This is a genomic window from Streptomyces sp. NBC_00820 (assembly GCF_036347055.1).
In the GTDB taxonomy this organism is placed as follows: Bacteria; Actinomycetota; Actinomycetes; order Streptomycetales; family Streptomycetaceae; genus Streptomyces.
Window position 1 is genome coordinate 366187 of record NZ_CP108882.1, and the last position, 17928, is coordinate 384114.

The 17928-nt window shown below is 72.6% G+C and carries 15 protein-coding genes and 4 pseudogenes; 3 read left to right on the forward strand and 16 right to left on the reverse strand.

The window, feature by feature from the left end:
• Nucleotides 1–67: 67 nt before the first annotated feature.
• From OIB37_RS01770 to OIB37_RS01820, 14 genes and pseudogenes are all read right to left on the reverse strand, one after another.
• Nucleotides 68–1336: a cytochrome P450 family protein gene (locus OIB37_RS01770; protein ID WP_330455706.1), complete on the reverse strand. Its 1269-nt coding sequence runs from the start codon at nucleotides 1334–1336 to the stop codon at nucleotides 68–70.
• A 4-nt stretch (nucleotides 1337–1340) separates the two neighbouring features.
• Nucleotides 1341–2609, reverse strand: coding sequence for a cytochrome P450 (locus OIB37_RS01775; protein WP_330455707.1), 1269 nt, complete (start codon nucleotides 2607–2609; stop codon nucleotides 1341–1343).
• Complete coding sequence (locus OIB37_RS01780) at nucleotides 2609–3145, reverse strand: GTP-binding protein (protein ID WP_330455708.1); 537 nt, start codon at nucleotides 3143–3145, stop codon at nucleotides 2609–2611. The genes OIB37_RS01775 and OIB37_RS01780 overlap by 1 nt, the downstream gene beginning before the upstream one ends.
• Before the next feature lie 31 nt (nucleotides 3146–3176).
• Nucleotides 3177–3545, reverse strand: coding sequence for a DUF742 domain-containing protein (locus tag OIB37_RS01785; RefSeq protein ID WP_330455709.1), 369 nt, complete (start codon nucleotides 3543–3545; stop codon nucleotides 3177–3179).
• On the reverse strand, nucleotides 3542–3955 hold the full coding sequence (locus tag OIB37_RS01790; RefSeq protein WP_330455710.1) for a roadblock/LC7 domain-containing protein: 414 nt from the start codon (nucleotides 3953–3955) through the stop codon (nucleotides 3542–3544). The genes OIB37_RS01785 and OIB37_RS01790 overlap by 4 nt, the downstream gene beginning before the upstream one ends.
• Nucleotides 3952–5235, reverse strand: coding sequence for an ATP-binding protein (locus tag OIB37_RS01795; protein WP_330455711.1), 1284 nt, complete (start codon nucleotides 5233–5235; stop codon nucleotides 3952–3954). Before OIB37_RS01795 ends, OIB37_RS01790 begins: the two co-directional genes overlap by 4 nt.
• Before the next feature lie 359 nt (nucleotides 5236–5594).
• Nucleotides 5595–5669 (reverse strand): annotated as a pseudogene (locus OIB37_RS36215) (multicopper oxidase domain-containing protein); the annotation flags it as partial.
• A gap of 79 nt (nucleotides 5670–5748) precedes the next feature.
• Nucleotides 5749–5823 (reverse strand): annotated as a pseudogene (locus OIB37_RS36220) (hypothetical protein); the annotation flags it as partial.
• Nucleotides 5824–6082: 259 nt separating this feature from the next.
• The gene (gene gcvH, locus OIB37_RS01800; RefSeq protein ID WP_330455712.1) at nucleotides 6083–6478 is read right to left on the reverse strand and encodes a glycine cleavage system protein GcvH; all 396 of its coding nucleotides are present in this window, start codon (nucleotides 6476–6478) and stop codon (nucleotides 6083–6085) included.
• Nucleotides 6479–6666: 188 nt separating this feature from the next.
• The gene (locus OIB37_RS01805) at nucleotides 6667–7971 is read right to left on the reverse strand and encodes an ATP-grasp domain-containing protein (protein ID WP_330455713.1); all 1305 of its coding nucleotides are present in this window, start codon (nucleotides 7969–7971) and stop codon (nucleotides 6667–6669) included.
• Between the two features lie 328 nt (nucleotides 7972–8299).
• Complete coding sequence (locus OIB37_RS01810) at nucleotides 8300–10609, reverse strand: FUSC family protein (RefSeq protein WP_330455714.1); 2310 nt, start codon at nucleotides 10607–10609, stop codon at nucleotides 8300–8302.
• Between the two features lie 237 nt (nucleotides 10610–10846).
• A pseudogene (locus OIB37_RS01815) lies at nucleotides 10847–11326 on the reverse strand (ATP-binding protein); the annotation flags it as partial.
• Nucleotides 11327–11499: 173 nt separating this feature from the next.
• Nucleotides 11500–11622: pseudogene (locus OIB37_RS36225) on the reverse strand (PAS domain-containing protein); the annotation flags it as partial.
• Between the two features lie 147 nt (nucleotides 11623–11769).
• Entirely contained in the window at nucleotides 11770–12336 is a 567-nt protein-coding gene (locus tag OIB37_RS01820; RefSeq protein ID WP_443058107.1) for a YbhB/YbcL family Raf kinase inhibitor-like protein, read from the reverse strand.
• Nucleotides 12337–12804: 468 nt separating this feature from the next.
• On the opposite strand from OIB37_RS01820, the gene OIB37_RS01825 reads away from it, so the two are divergent.
• Nucleotides 12805–14547: an MFS transporter gene (locus OIB37_RS01825; RefSeq protein WP_330455715.1), complete on the forward strand. Its 1743-nt coding sequence runs from the start codon at nucleotides 12805–12807 to the stop codon at nucleotides 14545–14547.
• 219 nt (nucleotides 14548–14766) lie between these two features.
• Here the strand turns inward: OIB37_RS01825 and OIB37_RS01830 are convergent, their stop codons facing one another.
• A complete protein-coding gene (locus OIB37_RS01830; protein WP_330455716.1) occupies nucleotides 14767–15501 on the reverse strand; it encodes a class I SAM-dependent methyltransferase in 735 nt (244 codons plus the stop codon).
• Between the two features lie 221 nt (nucleotides 15502–15722).
• Here OIB37_RS01830 and OIB37_RS01835 point away from each other — a divergent pair, with 221 nt between their 5' ends.
• Both OIB37_RS01835 and OIB37_RS01840 read left to right on the forward strand, forming a co-directional pair.
• Nucleotides 15723–16469: a hypothetical protein gene (locus tag OIB37_RS01835; RefSeq protein WP_330461751.1), complete on the forward strand. Its 747-nt coding sequence runs from the start codon at nucleotides 15723–15725 to the stop codon at nucleotides 16467–16469.
• A gap of 148 nt (nucleotides 16470–16617) precedes the next feature.
• Nucleotides 16618–17391: a hypothetical protein gene (locus OIB37_RS01840; RefSeq protein WP_330455717.1), complete on the forward strand. Its 774-nt coding sequence runs from the start codon at nucleotides 16618–16620 to the stop codon at nucleotides 17389–17391.
• 110 nt (nucleotides 17392–17501) lie between these two features.
• Here OIB37_RS01840 and OIB37_RS01845 read toward each other — a convergent pair whose 3' ends face one another.
• Nucleotides 17502–17927, reverse strand: coding sequence for a hypothetical protein (locus OIB37_RS01845; RefSeq protein ID WP_330455718.1), 426 nt, complete (start codon nucleotides 17925–17927; stop codon nucleotides 17502–17504).
• Nucleotide 17928 lies beyond the last annotated feature (1 nt).

The window sequence follows — 17928 nt, forward strand, 5'->3', positions numbered from 1 at the left end:
CGGCGAGGAACGGGCATACCGGCGGCGCGGAAGTCCCACGGCATCGGACGGTCCGCCACGTGGGCCGCTAGTGCGCGAGGGACGCCGGCCCGGCGGACCGGCCGAGGTGGACGGGAACGCTCTGGTGACCGTTGGAGATGAAGCTGGGGAGCGGCTCGAGTTCGCCGGGTTCGACGGCGAGGCGCAGGTCGGGGAAGCGGGCGAAGAGGGCGGAGAGCGCGATGCGTGCCTCGATGCGGGCGAGTTCGGCGCCGAGGCACAGGTGCACGCCGTGGCCGAAGGCGAGGTGCTCGCGGGCGGTGTCGCGCGTGCTGTCGAAGTCGTCGGCGTCGGGGCCGTGGACGCCCGGGTCGCGGCCGGCGGCGGCGTAGTTGATGACCAGGCCGTCGCCCTGGGCGAAGGTGATCCCGGTGGCTTCGTCGGTCACGTCGCGTACGGCGAAGCGCATGATGATCGTCGCGATGGGGGCCTCCAGCCGCAGGGCCTCCTCGACGACCTGTTCCCAGGCGGTCTTGCCCGAGGTGACGAGGGCGAGCTGGTCGGGATGGGTGAGCAGGAGGACCGTGGCGTGGTCGAGCAGGTTGACGGTCGTCTCGTGGCCGGCGCCGATGAGCAGCATCATGCTGTCGGCCAGTTCCTGCTGGGTGATCTCGCCGTCGGCGTGGGCGCGGACGAGCTGGGACGTCACGTCGTTCTCGGGGTGCCGCTGCTTGTGTTCGATCAGCCGGCCGATGAGCCCGTACACGGCGGTGGCGGCGGCGACGGCTTCCTCGGGGGTGGTGCTGGTGCCGAAGAGCCGGCCGATGCTGTCCCGGAACGCGTCGTGCAGGTCGTCGGGAACGCCCAGGATCGCGTTGACGACGAGGAGGGGCAGGCGCCAGGCGAAGCGGGCGCGCAGGTCGACGGTCTCGTCCGGGCCCGCGTCCTGGAGTTCGTCCAGCAGCCCGTCGGTGATCTCCTCGATCCGCGGGACGAGGGCGCGTACCCGGCGTGCGGTGAAGGCGGTGGAGAGGGCGCGGCGCAGCCGGCGGTGCTCGGTGCCGTATGCGGACAGGGCGTTGCGGACGTCGACCCAGATGCGCAGGGGCCAGTCGGCGGGGACCTCCCCGTCGATGTAGGCGGGCCAGTGCTGGGAGGCGTCCTTGGAGATGTCGGGGTGGACGAGCAGGCGGCGTATGAGGGCGGGGTCGGTGACCGACCAGGCGTTGATGCCGCCGGGGAGGACCACCGGGGCCGCCGGTCCGAGGGCGCGCAGCGCGGTGGCTTCGGCGTGGATGTCCGCGCCGGCTGCGTCGAGGGCATAGGGGCAGCCGGTGACGGGGGTCAGGGAGGTCATGGCATCACTTTCCGGCGGGGGCGAGTGGGGCGTGGGGCTGGAAGCGGACGGGGAGGGCGGCGGGGCCGGCGAGGAAGGTGCCGGGCAGGGGCGGGATCCGGTCCGCGTCGATGGCGAGGCTCAGTCCGGTGAGCCGGTCCAGGAGGCGTTCGACGGCGGTCTCGGAGATGACGCGGGCCAGTCCGGGGGCCGGACAGGCATGGGGGCCGGCCGAGAAGGCGAGGTGGGCCCGGTTGCCGACGCGCTCGTCCGGTGCGACGGCCAGCTCGGGGTCCCGGTTGGCCGCGGCGAAGCTGCACAGGATCGGGTAGCCGGGTTCCACGAGCACGTGGTCGATCCGCTGGGTGCCCTGCGCGTACAGCGGGCAGTAGTTGGCGACGGGCGGGTCGTCCCACAGGACCTCTTCGAGGGCGGCGGCGACGGGCCGGATGCCGGTGTGGACGCTGCCGGAGAACCGTTCGTCGGTGAGGTAGCGCTGCACGCCGCGTGCGATGTGCTTTCCGGCCGGGGGCGCGGCCGCGCCGAAGACGAGGAGCAGGGTCTGGACCAGCTCCTCGTCGCCGAGGCCGGTCTGGACGAGGTAGGTGACGATGTCGCGGCCCGGCCGGTCGCGCTTGAGCCGTACGAGGTCCAGGCAGGCGGATTCGAGGTCGGCGTTGGCGTCGGCGGCGTCGGGGCCGGCGGCGAAGAGCCGGGTGACGGCGTGGACGATCCGTTCGCCCAGTTCGGGCGGGCAGCTGAAGAGGTCGATGACGGTGAGCATCGACAGCGGGTCCGCGTACTGGCCGACCAGGTCGGCTTCGCCGGCCGCGGAGAACGTGTCGACCAACTGGTCCGCGATGCGGGCGACGGCGTCGGTCACGGCGTAGGTGTCGACGCGCGCGAGGGCGGAGGTGATGGCGCCGCGCAGCCGCAGGTGCTCCTCGCCGTCCTTCCACAGGGCGTTGTCCCGCGGCTGCATCATCATCCGGGCCGGGCTGTCGGCCGGTACCCGCCCGTCGCGCAGGGCCTCCCAGTTGGTCGTGGGGTCCTTCGCGAACAGTTTCGGGCTGTTGCGCAGGAGGTGGACGACGGCACGGTAGGTGACGGCCAGGTAGCCGTAGACGCCGGGGGCGATCTCGACGGGGGCGATGGGGCCCTGCAGGCGGAGCCGCCGGTAGGTGGCGTGGGGGTCGGCGTCGAACTCCGGGCCGTGGATCGGCAGCGGAGCCTCGGACGGTGAGGTGTGCGCACCCGGTGGACACTGCGCGGCGGGCGGGGAATGCGGGTTCATCAGGGGGACTCCGGCATGAGGGCGAGCAGATGGCGGATCAGAACGGTCAGCGCGGTCCGCGAGCTGCCCGGATCGCGTGCGTCGCAGATGACGAGGGCGGTGGGACCGTCGAGGTCCATCACCTCGCGCAGGCGCTCCGGAGGGTGGACGGGCGCGCCGTCGAAGGCGTTGACGGCCACGGTGTACGGCAGCCCGAGCTTCTCGATCAGTTCGAGGATCGGATAGGTCTCCCGCAGGCGCCGGGTGTCGACGAGGACGAGTGCGCCGAGCGCGCCCGCCGCGAGGTCCTGGAGGATGGGGAAGAACCGTTCCTGGCCGGGCGCGCCGAAGAGGTACAGGACGAGGTCGTCGGCCAGGTGCAGCCGGCCGAAGTCCATCGCCACGGTCGTGGTGGACTTGTCCGGCAGATCGGTGTGGTCGGTTGCGGTGCCCGCTTCCGTCATCACCTCTTCGGTGCTGACGGGCCGGATCTGGGAGAGCCCGTGGACCAGCGTGGTCTTCCCGGCCCCGACGTGCCCGGCGATCAGGATCTTCACGGTCCGTTCGGTCCCGCGCAGTGCGGGCGGCTCAGAGGCTTTGAAGCCCGGCAAGAACGTCCTCCAGCAGTTCGCGGGTCTTGGCGGTGGCGGGGGCGGTGATGCGTTGCCGTGTGGTGATGTGCCCGCTCTCCATGAGGTCGGCGAGCAGGATGCGCAGCACGCTCACCGGCAGTTCCAGGAGTGCTCCGAGTTCGGCCACCGACTGGGATCCGCCGGCGAGCCCCGCGAGGATCCGGAGCTGTTCGGGGTTGAGTCGGGCGTGGGAGAGGGTGCCGGACGACGGGGACAGGGTGACCAGGGTGATGTGGTCGAGGGTGTTGCGGCAGGCGTGCGACCGCCCTCCGGTGATCACATAGGTCCGCACCAGCCGGTCGTCACCATGTCCTGCCGGGCTCATCCGTGTTCGGCGCGGAGCTGCCTCGGCCCGACACTGAGTTCGGTGCCCAGGCGTTTGACCACGTCGGTCATCTGATAGGAGAAGGCGGCGATGTCGACGTCGCTGTCGGCGGACGCGACGAGGAAGCAGCCGTTGCCGGCGGCGATGATGAACAGGAACCCGCCGCGGTAGCTGACCATGGTCTGCTGCCAGGGCGTCGTCTCGTCGCCGACGAACCGCGCGGCGTTGCGGCTGAGCGACTGGAGCCCCGAGGCGGTCGCGGAGATCTGGTCGGCCAGGTCCTGCTCGACGTCCTGGGAAGCCACCATCGGCAGTCCGTCGGAGGACAGGACGACCGCGTGACGGGCGTGCGGGAACTGGACGAGGTTGTCGACGATCCAGCTGAGGTCGGGTCGGACGCTGCTGGTCACGAGGTCGGCTCCTTGGGTGCGGAGGGCTGGGCGGGGGCGTGGGCGCGGGTGATGCGGGCGAACGCGGCCAGGGCCTGGCCGGCGTCACGCGGCGGGGGTTCGGTCGTGGGCAGGGTGCTCTCCGCCCGCTGCGGCGCGACCCGGCGGCGCATCGGCAGTCCGTCCTCCGCCACGGGGTACGAGCGCGCCGGCTCGGCGGCGTTCCCGGCGTCCGTGCCGGCGGGAGCGGGCGTGCTCCGCGTGGCGGGCTCCGGGGCGGGGGTGGCCGGTGCGTCGACGAGGAGGTCGCGGGGTACGAAGACCACGGCCCGGGTTCCGCCGTGGCGGGAGTACTCCTCGTCGATGCTGACGTGGAAGCCGTACCGGGAGGCCAGGTCGCCGACGCCCGCGTGTCCGAAGGCGGCCGGGTTGTCGATCTCGGTGAACCGGAAGGGTTCGCGGCCGGACAGCCGCCGGTCGGCCTTGTGCCGCACCTCGACGGCCATGCCCGGTCCGGCGTCGTGGATCTGGATGCTCACTCCGCGGTGCGCCTCCAGGATGGTCACCTCGACCGGTGTCGTCGGCGCGCTCTGGCGGGCCGCGTTGTCCATCAGCTCGGCCAGCACCAGCACCAGGGCCTCGACGATCCGGCCCGAGACGTGGAACTCGCAGGTGGCGGGGACCTGGACCCGGCGGAAGTCGCGGATGCGCGACATGCCTCCGCGTACCGCGTCCAGCAGCGCCGTGTCGTCACGGCGGCGGCCGGGCCAGCTTCCGGTCAGCACACTCAAGAGCTGCAGGCGGCGCAGCAGTTGGCTGGTTGCGTGGTCGATGGGCTGGATCAGTTCCAGGAGCCTGTCGTCGTGCCGGGTGTCCAGCAACTGGGTGATGGCCACCTGGAGTTCGTAGCCCAGGGACTGCACCGAGCGCGTGGCCGCGCGTACGGCGACCCGTGCCGCGCCCTCCGACCGCTCGGTCTGCTCCGCGATCAGCCTGCTCATCTGCTCCAGGACCGACAGGTACGCCGTGTCGGTGGCGGTGCCGCCCAGTTCGGCGTGCAGCGGTCCCTCGGACGGTGTGGCGGCGTCCGCTCGGCTCTCCTGCGCGAGCAGGTGCCGGGGCAACCGGGTCGCGGCCAGGTGTGCGGCCTCCGCCTCGAGAACGGCGGCTCGGCGGTCGGCCTCGGCGGCGGCTCTGGCGGAGCGGCTCGCCTTGACGCGGTACCGGATCGCGACGCTTCCCGCGGCGGCAGCGGCGACGGACGGAGCCCACAGCAGCACGTCCTGCATGAGCGGGTTCATGGCAACCTCTTGGCTTGGGGGTGGCGTGCGGGCCGGGGGCCGCCACCGCGCGGCCGGACGAACGGTCCGGCTCCGGGCGGCACCCGGGACGGGTGCCGCCGTTGCCCGAGGCGCGGGTCCCGTAAGTGACGCCGGCGCACCCGGACACCGGCGTGCGGCTCCCTGCCGCCGGGGAGGGGCGGTAAGGCACTCACACTTCCCCCTGGCGGGCAACTCGGTGAACGTCTGCGTATGACCGTCAACTCGGCCTGAAAACAACCCGGTTGGAGAACGGAAGGTGACACGGCCGAACCGGATCGTGATCCTCCCCCGAGCGTCGCCGCACTGTCAACCGAAGTGGACGGCTCCCGCTTCGACGGCTACTTCTCGATCTGGAGGACCGCCATCATGCCCGCGTCCTCGTGGTCGAGTACGTGGCAGTGCACGACCGTGCGGCCCGGATACGGATGACCATGTCTCCGCGTGGGGGGGGACGTCGACGGTGTCCCGCAGCCCGTAGTTCGTCTGCGGCTTGCCGTCGACGCTCATCACCTGGAAGTCGTTGGTGTGGACGTGGAACGAGTGGACCTCGTCGCTGTGGTTCTTGATCGTCCACTCCTCGACGGTGTCGAGCCTGGACGCGTGCCCGCCTTGTTCTCCGTGAAGACGATCGACTTGCGCTGGGCGACGGCCGCCGTCCCCAGGTCGTCCACCGGGGCGACACGACGCGAGGGGCCGGCGCCGCTGTCACCTCGATCAGCGGACCGTACGTTCCCGGGAGCCCGACGAGCCCGGCACGCGACCGCGCCGCCTCCCGCACCCGCGTCGGGCTCCCGGTACGCCGGCCTGTTGGCCCGGCGATGCCGCCTTACCCGGCGGCCTCCGCCTCGCAGTAGGCCTGGTACTTCTTGGCGTCGAGCAGACCGTCGAGCTGGGCCCTGTCGGCCACCTTGACCTCGATCAACCATCCGTCGCCGTACGCGTCGGTGTTGACGTCCTCCGGCGAATCGTTCAGCATCTCGTTCACGGCGGTCACCGTGCCGGTCACCGGCATGTAGAGCTCGGTCACCGCCTTCACCGACTCCACGCTGCCGAACGGTTCCGTCGCCTCGAACCTGTCGCCCTTCTTCGGCAGCTCGACGTACACGATGTCGCCGAGCTGCTTCTGGGCGTAGTCGGTGATACCGATACGCACGGTGTCACTCGCGGTCCGTGCCCACTCGTGGTCCTCGGTGTAGCGGAGATCTGTCGGGACGTTCGCCATCAGGGGCTCCTTGAGGGTTGATCAGCGGGATCAGCCTGCCGCCTGCGGGGCCACGGCGAACGCAATGTCACCCGGACGAGTGGGGGCGGGCGGCGGTCCCGCCGCGGGCCGCCCGACGTTCCCGGGGGCGGAAACGGCGGTCCCGGGACGGTCGGAGAGCCGCGCGTCCGGGCGACGGTCGTAGCCGGTCAGTCACCCACCACGAAGCCGACCGCCTCGTGGGCGGCCTCCGCCCGCTCGGCGGCCTCCCGGCCGTCGGCTCCGGTCGCCAGCACGTACCCCTGTCGGCTGCCGGAACCCTCGAGCCGGCCGAGCTTCTGGCCCTCGTGCGCGGTGATCCGCACGCTCACCACTCCCGGCAGCGCGCGGGCCGCCTCCACTGCGCCGACGGCGCGGACGACGGTGTTCTCGTGGGCGAAGAAGCGGATCGCGGCGGCAGGGGCCCGGGGGTGCGACTTGGTGGGGCCCGAGGCACCCAGCATCGCGGCGGCCGTGGCCGCCGCGAGACGCACGCCCGTCACCAGCTCCACCATCTGCCAGATCTGGTCGCCGCCGAAGCGGGTCTGGGTCTCGATGACGACCGGGGTGCCGTCCTCACGGATTCTGAACTCGGTGTGCGCGGGCCCCCACCGCTGGCCCAGGGCGTCGAGCACGGCCGTGGTCGCCGACGTCACCGCCTCGTGGACGGCAGGGCCGAGCGGCGCCGGCAGCCGGTGACCGGTTTCGACGAACGCGGGCGATCCGGTGGTGGCCTTCTCGGTGACCGCCAGGACCTCGTGCCTGCCGTCGAGAGTGAGCGTCTCGACGCTGACCTCCTGCCCGGGCACGTACTCCTCGGCGATGACCGCGCCGCCCCCGGCCGAGGCGTGCTCCCAGGCGGCGGCCAGCCCGTCGGGTCCCTCGGCCAGGCGGACACCGCGGCTGCCGGAGCCGGCCGCGGGCTTGAGCACGACCGGGGCGCCCGACCCGGCCTGGAAGCGCACCGCATCCGCCAGAGAGCCGCAGGCGCGGTACGGGACGCTGCGCAGCCCGTGCTCGTCCAGCAGGGCACGCATGCGAAGTTTGTCGCGGCTGTCACGCACCGCGGGCAACGGGTTGTGCGCGAGCCCGAGCCGCTCACCGATGCGGGCCGCGGTGAGCAGATGCTGTTCCGCGAAGGACAGCACCCCGTCGAAGGGAGCCTCCCCGTGCTCGTGGAGGAAGACCGCCGTGGACTCCGCCAGAGCGGGGCCGAGCCGGTCGTGAACGATCAGGGTGTCGGCCCGTTCGGTCTGGAGCGGGGTGAGCCCGGCGCGCTCCTGCACGAGGGTGATGCGGATGTCCAGCTCGGCCAGGGACGCGAAACCCGAGTCCCGTCCGCCGACGAGCAGCAGATGGGGGCGATCCGCGACGCGGTCGACGACGGGCTCGGCCACGGACTCGGGCTCGGGCTCGGGGCCGGGGCCGGGGTCGGGGCCGGGGTCGGGGCGCGCCGCCGTCAGCTGGTCCGTCATGGGCCGGTTCCGCCTTCCGGTGACTGCCGTGACGGGGCGCGGTGTGTCCATGCTGTACGTCATGCCTCAAACCGCCTTCGTCGAGGTCGCGTTGTGCGTGCGACCAGCAAGACCGGCTCCGCGCCAGGATCCAAACAGGCGGAAGATCACGGATCAAGGCCGGAGGCCCTCTCATGATCGAGATGTAGGTCACAGAGGCCAAAGGGAACGACGTCCGCGGTCGGACGGGACGACGTGGGCGCCGAAACCCGCCTGGGCCGGGGCCGGGGCAGGGTGAGGGTAAGGGGCAAGGGCAGGGCCAGGCTGGCCGTGTGCCGCCGGAACGCTGTCAGTGATCGGCGGCTGCCTGCGCGGGCGATCGCTCGCCGGCCCGGCCGGTCACCGCCGCGGCGAGGCTCGGCTGGAGGCGGCGTGCGGCGTCGAGGTGGTCGCGGGTCCAGATCAGGCGGACGGCCGTGGCGGCCCGCGCCTGGTCGCCGTGCATCGCGCGGAAGATGGCGTCGGCCAGGCGGGTGGCCAGGGCCGGATCGCTCTCGACCGGATCCGGCAGGGCGGTGTGGTCCTCCAGGGTGGCGGCGAGCGCGGTGAACCAGCCGGTCACGCGGGTGGTCGCGGCCAGCAGCGTGTGGCGGTCCTCGGCCCGCTCCGCGCCGGGGCGCGGGTCATCCGCGTGCCGCCACAGGGACAGGACGGCGTCGGCGGCGAGCCGCAGTCCGACCACGCCGGTGACGAGCGTGGTCATGTCTGCCAGGGGCAGCGGTTTGGAGCCCCGTTCGGCCAGGTAGTTGCGGAAGGCGTCGTCGAGCCGGCGCGCGGACGCGGCGGCCTCCTGGCCGGCCCGCAGCGCCTGCTCGGGGCCGATGGGTCCGGAGGCGGAGCCGACGGCGTACTCCACCGTGGACGTGAGGTAGCGGGCACTGTCGGTGTAGGCGTCGGCCAGGGCGTGGTCGACGGCGGCCGCGGCGCCGCGCGGCCAGAAGAACAGGGCCACGAGAACGCTCACCCCGCAGCCGAGGGCGATGTCCTCGATGCGCAGGAGCACGATGTGCCAGTCCGGGTTCTGGTCGATGTTGAACAGCACGACCAGGGTGACGGTGAAGGCGGCCTGGCCGGCCGCGAAGGAGATGACGGCAGGGGCGATTCCGGTGAGCAGGACGGCGAGCGGCAGCAGGAACCACAGCACGGTCCCGTGATGTCCGATCAGCCGCAGCAGCCCGGCGCCGACGACGGATCCGACGACGGTTCCCATGATGGCCCGTACGGCGTTCTGGCCCGTGTTGAGAGCGTTGGACCGCAGCACCGACAGGGTGCCCAGCAGCACCCAGAAGGAGTGCTGAACGCTTGTCACGTCGGCGAGGGCGACCGCGATTCCCAGGCCGACCGCGCCGCGGAGACTGTTGTGCAGCCACAGCGAGTGACGCTCCAGGTGGGCCTTGGCCCGGGCCGCGGCGGCGGCCAGAGGTCCGGTCGGGTCGTCCGGTTCGAGGCCCAGGAGCCGTTCGGGCCAGCTGCGTTGTTCGGCGGCCGCGGCCTCCTGGACGTTGGCCGCGATCTGCAGCACCGCGAAGCCCAGCTCGTGGGCGCGGAAGGACAGGTCCAGCGCGGTCAGGAATCCGTAGACCTCCGCCACGGTGCCCGGGCGGGCGGCGGGCAGACGGGTGGTGGAGCTGTCCTCCATACGGTCCAGAGCCGAGCGCAGCGCGGCAGCCGAGGAACGCAGGCCGGACGTGTCCGCGCGCAGGTCGCCGAGAAGGCCGGCGGCCGCGTCGAGGACGTCGGCCGCCGCGCGGCGCGCGGCCCGGGCGGTCACGTCGCGCCGCGGAAGGCCGTCGCTGTAGTCGGCCGTGTCGTTCAGGATGCCGTGCAGCCAGGTGAGTTCGTCGACCAGGCGTACCAGGGCCCGGGAGGTCGCCGACAGCCCGGTGGGCCGGTAGGGAGTGGCGTCGAAAGCGCGCCGCAGGTCGGCCGCGGCGGCCTCGGTCCCGTCGGCGGCGGCCCTGCACCGGGCCACGTCGGGGGCTGCGGAGCCCCCGTCCAGGTAGGCGGCCTCCGTGCGCAGCTGTTCGGCGGCCGCACGGCAGACGCGGGCCGCGGGCGGCGCGACGGGATCACCGGCCGGACGCGGCCACAGCAGGCAGATCGCGAGCGTGGCGGCCGCGGCCGCGAGACCCGCCCCGGCGAGTCGGTCGGGCAGCTGCGACAGCGGGGCCGGCGTGGTCACCGGCAGGATGAACGCCAGCAGCAGCGCGGTGGCCGACCCGGCGAGGACCGAGCTGACGACACCGCTGAACAGCACCAGGAAGCCGACCACGACGGTCACGACGACGGCGAGCCACATCCGGGGTGCCGCCGCCGTCCCCAGGCAGATCAGCACGGCCCATGCCACGGCCAGGCTCAGGTGTGCGCGCAGGCGCTGCACCATGGGGCCGGTGAACTCCACGAGCAGCAGCATCGAGAACGACGCGAAGGCGGCGTAGCTCGCCATGACACGCGAGTGGAAGACCTGGGAACAGAGCGCGAACAGGGCCGGCATGACCAGCGCCGTCCGGCAGGCCCGCCGCGTCGCCGCCAGTTCGGGGTCACGGGAGCGCAGCCACTCCCCTGCCCGCGCCGCGCTGATCCGACCCGGTGTTCGCATGGACCCGCGCACCTCTCGCCGAGGGGGCGTACGGCCGCCCCGCTGCCGACGAGTATCCGTCGTACTCCCCCGTCCGGCCGGGACCTGCCGTGCGGCTCCCGGAGGTGGCGCAGTACGCCAGGGGGGCGCGGGCGCGGCAGGGCGTTCAGATGTCACGGCCGAGGGGCTGGCGGCGCCGATGTCGAGATGGGCGTGCCGCGTGATTGTCGGCGCGGTGGATTCACCCGAGCGTTCACATCAGGGCCGCGAAGTCGACGGGGCCGGGGCGAGGGTCTGCTCGACCCAGATGGTCTTGCCGCGGGGGCCGTAGCGGCTGCCCCAGCGGCTGGAGAGCTGGGCGATGAGGAACAGGCCGCGGCCTCCCTCGTCGGTCCAGCGCGCCCGGCGCAGGCGTGGCTGGGTGTTGCTCGGGTCGGTGACCTCGCAGACGAGGACCTCCTCGCGGATCAGCCGCAGCCCCACCGGGCCGCCCGCGTAGCGGACCGCGTTGGTGACCGGCTCGCTGACGATCAGTTCGGTGGTGAAGGCCATCTCCTCCAGCCCCCAGTCGGCGAGTTGCCGGGTGGCGGCCTGCCGGGCGTCGGCCACGACGGCCGGGTCCGCGGTGAACTCCCAGCTCGCGGTGGACCGTTCCGGTACGGCGCGGGTGCGGGCCAGGAGCAGGGCGATGTCGTCACGGGGCGGTGCGTCGCCGAAGCCGGCCAGCAGCGCGCGGCCGGTGCGGAGGGGTCCGTGCCCAGCACGCGGTAGGTGACGTCGACCGGATCGCCGCAGCGGTGCCGGAGCAGGGCGCGGCCCGCCTCCGGAAGGCCGGTGCCGGGCGTCGCGCCCCGGCACTCCTCGGCCAGCAGGGCACGCACCGGGAGGCCGCAGACGTCTTCCGCGCTCCGGCCCAGAAGCTGGGCGGCCGCCTCCGACCAGCGCGTTACGGTGCCCTGGTCGTCGAGCACGGCCGTCGCGATACCGGCGAACGAGAACACCTGCTCCCCGGCACCGGCGCTGAACCCGCGCATCCCGCTCCTCCGGCTCGGGAGCCCCCGCCTCTTTCTACGGTGCGTCCGCGGGGGTGCGCGCGCTTCCCGCGGACGGCTGCGCCGGCAGGCGGCGACGGGCGGGTCGGCGCGGGCGCGTCCGGCGAGCCGGCCGCACGCGCCGCGAGCTCACGCCGGTGTCGCGAAGACCGGCGTCAGCGTGGCCCGCGCCAGGCTGTGAGCCAGGAGCTGGAAACCGAGCCAGGCGGGGGTGGCGTCCGGCGCGATGTCGAGCGTGGGGACGTCCAGCGCGTGCACGACGAAGATGTAGCGGTGGGCGCCGTGCCCGGGCGGGGGCGCGGCGCCCAGGTAGCCCCGCTCACCCGCGTCGTTGGCCAGCGTCTTGGCGCCTGCCGGAAGGTTCTTCCCGCCGACGGCGCCGGCGTCCGCGGGCAGCTCGTTCACGGATGCGGGGATGTCGTACACCGCCCAGTGCCAGAAGCCGCTGGCCGTCGGCGCGTCCGGGTCGTAGCAGGTCACCGCGAAGCTCCGGGTGTCCTCCGGATAACCCTCCCAGGACAGCTGCGGGGAGCGGTCCTGCCCGGGGCCGCCGAACAGGCCGCTGCACTGGGCGGCGTCCAGGGTCTCTCCGTCGGCGATGTCGGTGCTGCGCAGCGTGAACCGCGGCACCGGCGGCAGAACGCTGTAGGGATCGAAGGGGTGAGGCATGTTCATCTCCTTGACGTCGACGGACATTTACCCATAATGCGCCCGATCGGCGACAGACCATCACCCTGCGGACGTGGCGCCGCTCGACGGCCGGACAGGCCGGACACGGCGGGTGCGCCGGACACGGCGGCTGTGCCGCGCGCGTCAGGCACACCAGGCGTGCCAGGTGCGCCAGGCGCATCGGGCACTTTCGGCGCCTTCCCCGGAGCGACGCACCCATCTTTGCTTCACAGTACACGCAGATGCATAATGCGGTTATGCAGAATCGGGTGACGCCCCCAGCGCCCCCAGCACCCCGGACGCGGCCGCCGCGACCTCGTCCGCGCTGGGCCCGCTGGGCCCGCTGGGCCCGCTCGGCCGGCTCGGCCGACTCGGCCGCGACGAGCCCCAGCGGCCGGCCGAACTGGCCCGCGTGATCCGGGACGGCCGAACACCCTCCTGATCAGGCCCGTCAAGATCCCTGCCCCGTCGCGACATGACTGGAGAGAACCGGTAATGAGTGCACCGCGTGGAAAGACCGCCAGCCCCTTCAGGCAACCGAAGGCCGTCTGGGCCGTGGCGTTCGCCTGCGTGATCTCGTTCATGGGCATCGGTCTCGTCGACCCGATCCTGCCCGCCCTGGCCGAGAGCCTGCACGCCTCCCCCAGCCAGGTCTCCCTGCTGTTCAGCAGCTATCTCATCGTGACCGCGGTGGCCATGCTGTTCGTCGGCTGGTTCTCCAGCCGGTTCGGCGCCAAGCGGACCCTCGTCATAGGCCTGGCCGTCATCGTCGTCTTCGCCGCGCTGGCCGGCACCTCCGGCTCCGTCGACGGCATCGTCGGCTTCCGCGCCGGCTGGGGCCTGGGCAACGCCATGTTCATCGCCACGTCCCTGGCGGTCATCGTGGCCTCCGCCAGCGGCGGCTTCGGGGGCGCGATCATCCTGTACGAGGCCGCGCTCGGCCTCGGAATCGCCGTGGGCCCGCTGCTGGGCGGGGAGTTGGGGGCCATCAGCTGGCGCGGCCCGTTCTTCGGCGTCGCCGTCCTGATGGCCGTGGCCCTGGCCGCGACCGTCGCCTTCGTGCCCTCGCTGCCCAAGCCCGAGCGCCCCACCTCACCGATCGCCCCCCTCAGGGCACTGCGCCACCGCGGGCTGCTGACCATGGGCATCATGGCCCTGCTGTACAACTGGGGCTTCTTCACCATGCTCGGCTACGCCCCGTACCCGATGAAGCTGAGCGCCCACGGACTCGGGCTGGTCTTCACCGGCTGGGGTCTGCTCGTGGCCGCCTTCAGCGTCTTCTTCGCCCCGCGCCTTCAGGCCCGCTTCGGCACCGCCCCCGTCCTGTACGCCAACCTCGTCGGCCTGAGCATCGTGATGGCCGTCATCGCGGCCGGTGCCGACGACCCCACCGTGGTGATCGTGGCGGTCGTCCTCAGCGGTGCCTTCATCGGCGTCAACAACACCCTGACCACCCAAGCCGTCATGCTCGTCGCCCCGGTGGAGCGTCCGGTGGCCTCCTCCTCGTACGGCTTCCTGCGCTTCATCGGCGGCGGCCTGGCTCCGTACGTCGCCGGAAAGCTCGCCGACTCGGGCGGCCTGAGCGTTCCCTTCTACCTCGGCGCCGGCACCTTCCTCCTGGCCGTCCCCGTCCTGGCCGGCGGACACCATCTGCTGCGTCAGGCCGAACAGCGCGCCGATGAAGGCGAGTCGGTCGCCGCCCCGGCCCTCGTCCCCGTCCGCGGCGCATCGGCCGGCGGCAGCGCGTCCACCGGCGGCGCATCCGCGGTCATCGTCGCCGTGGGCGCCCACGACAAGGCTCCCGCCATCGTCGACGCGGCCGCGCGGCTGGCCCGCGACACCGGCAGCCCGCTGGAGGTCGTCCACGTCCAGCAGACCGCCGTGGTCGAGGAGCAGGCCGTCGACACCGAGTCCGCCGATCAGGCCCGCGCCGCCGTCACCGCCCACCTCGACCGGCTCGCCTCGCTCGGTGTCGCCGCCACCGGTCAGGTCCTCACCAGCGTCGGCGACCACGCCGCCGCCAGCCGCGTCCTGGCCCGGCACGCCGCCGAGGTGAACGCCCGCGCCGTCGCCGTCGGCCGCTCGCCGCGCGGCCCCCTCGTCCAGTTCGCCGACGACAGCTTCACCAGTGCCCTCACCCGCTCCTCCAGCTGCACGGTGGTCCTGGTCGATCCGGAGGACGCACCCCGGGACCTGACCACGGACTCCCTGGCGGAGCTGCGCGACAGCGCGGTCTGAACGCCCCCTCCGCTCCCCCTCGCGGGCGGCGGCAGTCGCTTGCGCCGGACGGCGACGAACGGCGACGGCCGTCGCCGGTCCGCGGGCCGAACCGGTGCCCGGCGCAAGGCCTTCCGCTTGCCCGGCCCCCCGTCCGAGCCGCCCTTCGGGGGGTGCGCGGGTTCTGAACTCCCATGGTCCGGCCACCTCGGCACGTACGCCCGCGACGGCCGGCCGGATTCAGTCTCCCTCCGGACGCCGCGCGACGAAGACGAACTCCCGGCCGGGGCGGTCGGGAGCGTCCCGCACCTCGTCGATGACGTACCCCCGTGCGATCAGGTCCGCCTCGACCTCCCGTCGCTCGCGGAAGCGCAACGTCGAGTCCGAGGTGAGCACTTGCCCGTCCGCGGCGAAGACGTAGGTCGACCGGAACGTCACCAGCGGCCCCCTCACGTCCGTCACCTGGACCCAGCTCTCCACGGCGCCGACACCCGGGATCCGCGTCACGCCGTACGACTTCTCGCGGGTCCATTCCTCCCATGCGCGCCTGGCGGGGTCCCGCGTCTCGAACACCAGGCGGCCACCGGGCCGCAGAGACCCGTACGCGCCGCGCAGTGTCTCCTGCCAGTCCTTCGGGTCCACGATGGCCTGGGCCACGTTCGCCGTCATGGTCGCGAGGTCGACCCGCAGCGGCGGGAGGGCCGTCGCGTCTCCGTGGATCCAACGCACCCGTTGCCCGCCCGGCTTGCCCTGGGCCACGTCGACGGACGCCTGGGCGGGGTCGACCCCGACGACCTCGATCCCGCGATCGGCCAGGAGGAGGGCGAACACTCCCGTGCCGCAGCCGATGTCCAGCACCCGGCGGGCCCTGAACTCCTCCGCCATGCGGGCGTAAGCGTCGAGGTCGCCGCGATCGGGGTCGAGCAGGTCGTAGATCGCGGCGAGGCGTGGATGTCCGAAGCACTCGTCAGCCATGGAGGTGAAGGTATGCGGCGCCGGCTCCTCGGCTCCACCCGGTTTCGCTGTCGCCCGGCGGTTTCCGGCCGGTGCGCGGGGGTCCGGCGGGACCCCACCGCGAAGATCATTTCGTTGGGGCGCGTAGGCCGGATGCCCGTGTCCGGATGCGCGTGGAGTGCGTTCGCCACAGGATCCTGATCATGCGGACATCTCGTGTTACCCGGTCCTCTCTCCGTCCGATGCGGCGCGGTGGTGCGCGCCATGCCATATCCGCGGCTGTCGCCTGCGGCGTGCTGCTGACGGCGACCGCGGCGTGCGGTGGCACCGCCGAGCGGACGAGCCCCGCCGGCGCGCCGGGAACCAACAATCCGGCGTCCCCCGCCTCTCCCCGCCTGACCGTGGGCACCCGCCTTCCGGGCGTCGGTGACCGGATGTGGAAGCAGGTACCGGCCGGTACCCGTCAGGCGCTGGTCGTCTACGGCGATCGCCGGGACTCGCCCGACAGCGTCCTCGTGCTCTACGAGAAGCGCGGCACGGCCTGGGAACAGACGGCCAGCTGGCCCGCGCACAACGGCAGGATGGGCTGGACGACGGACCACCTCATGGACGACGAGCGCAGTCCCGTCGGGGTGTTCACCCTCACCGACGCGGGAGGCTCGCTCAGGAGTCCGGGCACCCGGCTGCCGTACTGGTACGACGACAACGCCTTCGCGGCCTCGGTGATCCAGGAAGAAGCTCACGCCCACGACTTCGACTATGTCATCGCCATCGACTACAACCGGCTCAAGGGCTCACCGCCCTTCGACTGGACCCGCCCCGACGGGGTGGAGAAGGGCGGCGGGATCTGGCTGCACGTGGACCACGGTGACGGCACCTCGGCCTGTGTCACCGTCCCGGCGTCCGGGATGAAGACCCTGCTGCGCACCCTCGATCCCGCCCGCCACCCCGTCGTGGTGATGGGAGACAGGGAACACCTCAAGGCCTGAGGCGCGAAGGTCCGTGCCACTGACCGGAGTTCGGATCACCCCTCGTGCGCCTGCCGGAGGGGTGATCCGTACTCCGGACCGAATCTGAGTACGCGCACTCATGCACCCGTCTCCCCTCACCGCACAAAGTAGGGGCGGAGGTGGGGAGATGGAGAAGAGAGCGGCGACTTGGTGGTGCCGGGGCCGTGTCCGGTGCGCGCAGGTGAGCCATCTGCTGCTGGCGTTCACCTTGATAGGGCTCACGACGGCGTGTTCCCGTGAGCCGTCGGAGAAGAAACTGAGGACGCAGGCCACGTCACCCCCGGCGGAGGCCCGCAGGGCGGCGGAGGAGCGGAGGATCCGCGCCCTGATCGACCGCCTGTCCGCTGTCGAGGGTCTGGAGCACGTGGGCACGCGCCTCGCCGACTTCTGTGCCAGGCCGTACCGCGGTTCGGTCTTCGAGAACTTCCACTCCCCCTACACCCTCACGTGCGACATGCGGGCCGACGTCTACTTCGGCGTCCGGGGCGACATCACCGACGTGCTGCCCCGGATCCGCGCGGCCGGCATCGCGGCCTGGGGACCGCATGACGGCGAGGGGCGGGAACTGCCGCACGCTGCGGGGACCGTGGCCTACGCGCTCGACTACCACCGCGCACACGGCCGGGACCGGGACGGCACCCTGATGCCCGCTCCGACCCTCGAAGCTCGGGGGATGCTCATCGAATGGGACCGCTCGGACCTGCCGCTGCCGAACCGGATCGAGGAACCCACCCCGTGCCCCCCGGCCAAGGCCGCCGTCTACCAGCGCTGCGCGCTCACCCCCGACGCGTCCATGAGCCTCACGACCGCACGGACCCGCTACGGCACGGTCCTGCGCTTCAGTCTCGGTGACGGGGTCTTCCCCTCGTCCCCCTACTTCACCGTCGCCCGCCGGAAGTGACCCCGGCATCCACCCGGCCGCGTGCAACGGGAACAGACGGCCACGATGCCCTGCCGGCCGTTCGTTCAGCGCGGTCCGGGACGCCTCAACTGGGCTTCGTGGACGGATGGTTACTCGGCCGAGCCGGGCGGTGTCCACGGCTTCGGGCGGGGCGGCGGGGCCGCCAGGGCGCCGCGGAGGAGCTCTTTCAAGGTCTTCGGCGGAGCTTCCTTCTCCTCCTGGGAATGCACGAGCCGCGCTGTGGACACCCGTATGTGGCAGTCTCGGTGCCGCTGCCTGACGAGCACCACCCATGAACCGTCCTGCGCGCGGAACGCGTGCCGGGCCGGTTCGTCTCCCGGCCGGGCATGCCGGGCGAGGACGTCGGGTACGTGGTGCAGAGCCGCGTCCTCGGCCGCCGCGACGGCCTGCGCCTCGTCCCCCTCGATGTGGTGCGTGCCCACCAGCATCCACCGGTGCAGTTTCAGCGAGGTGCCGTCGACGGTCTCGCTCACCCGAGTGTCCTCTTCGATGAGGACGTACCACTCAGCAGTCATG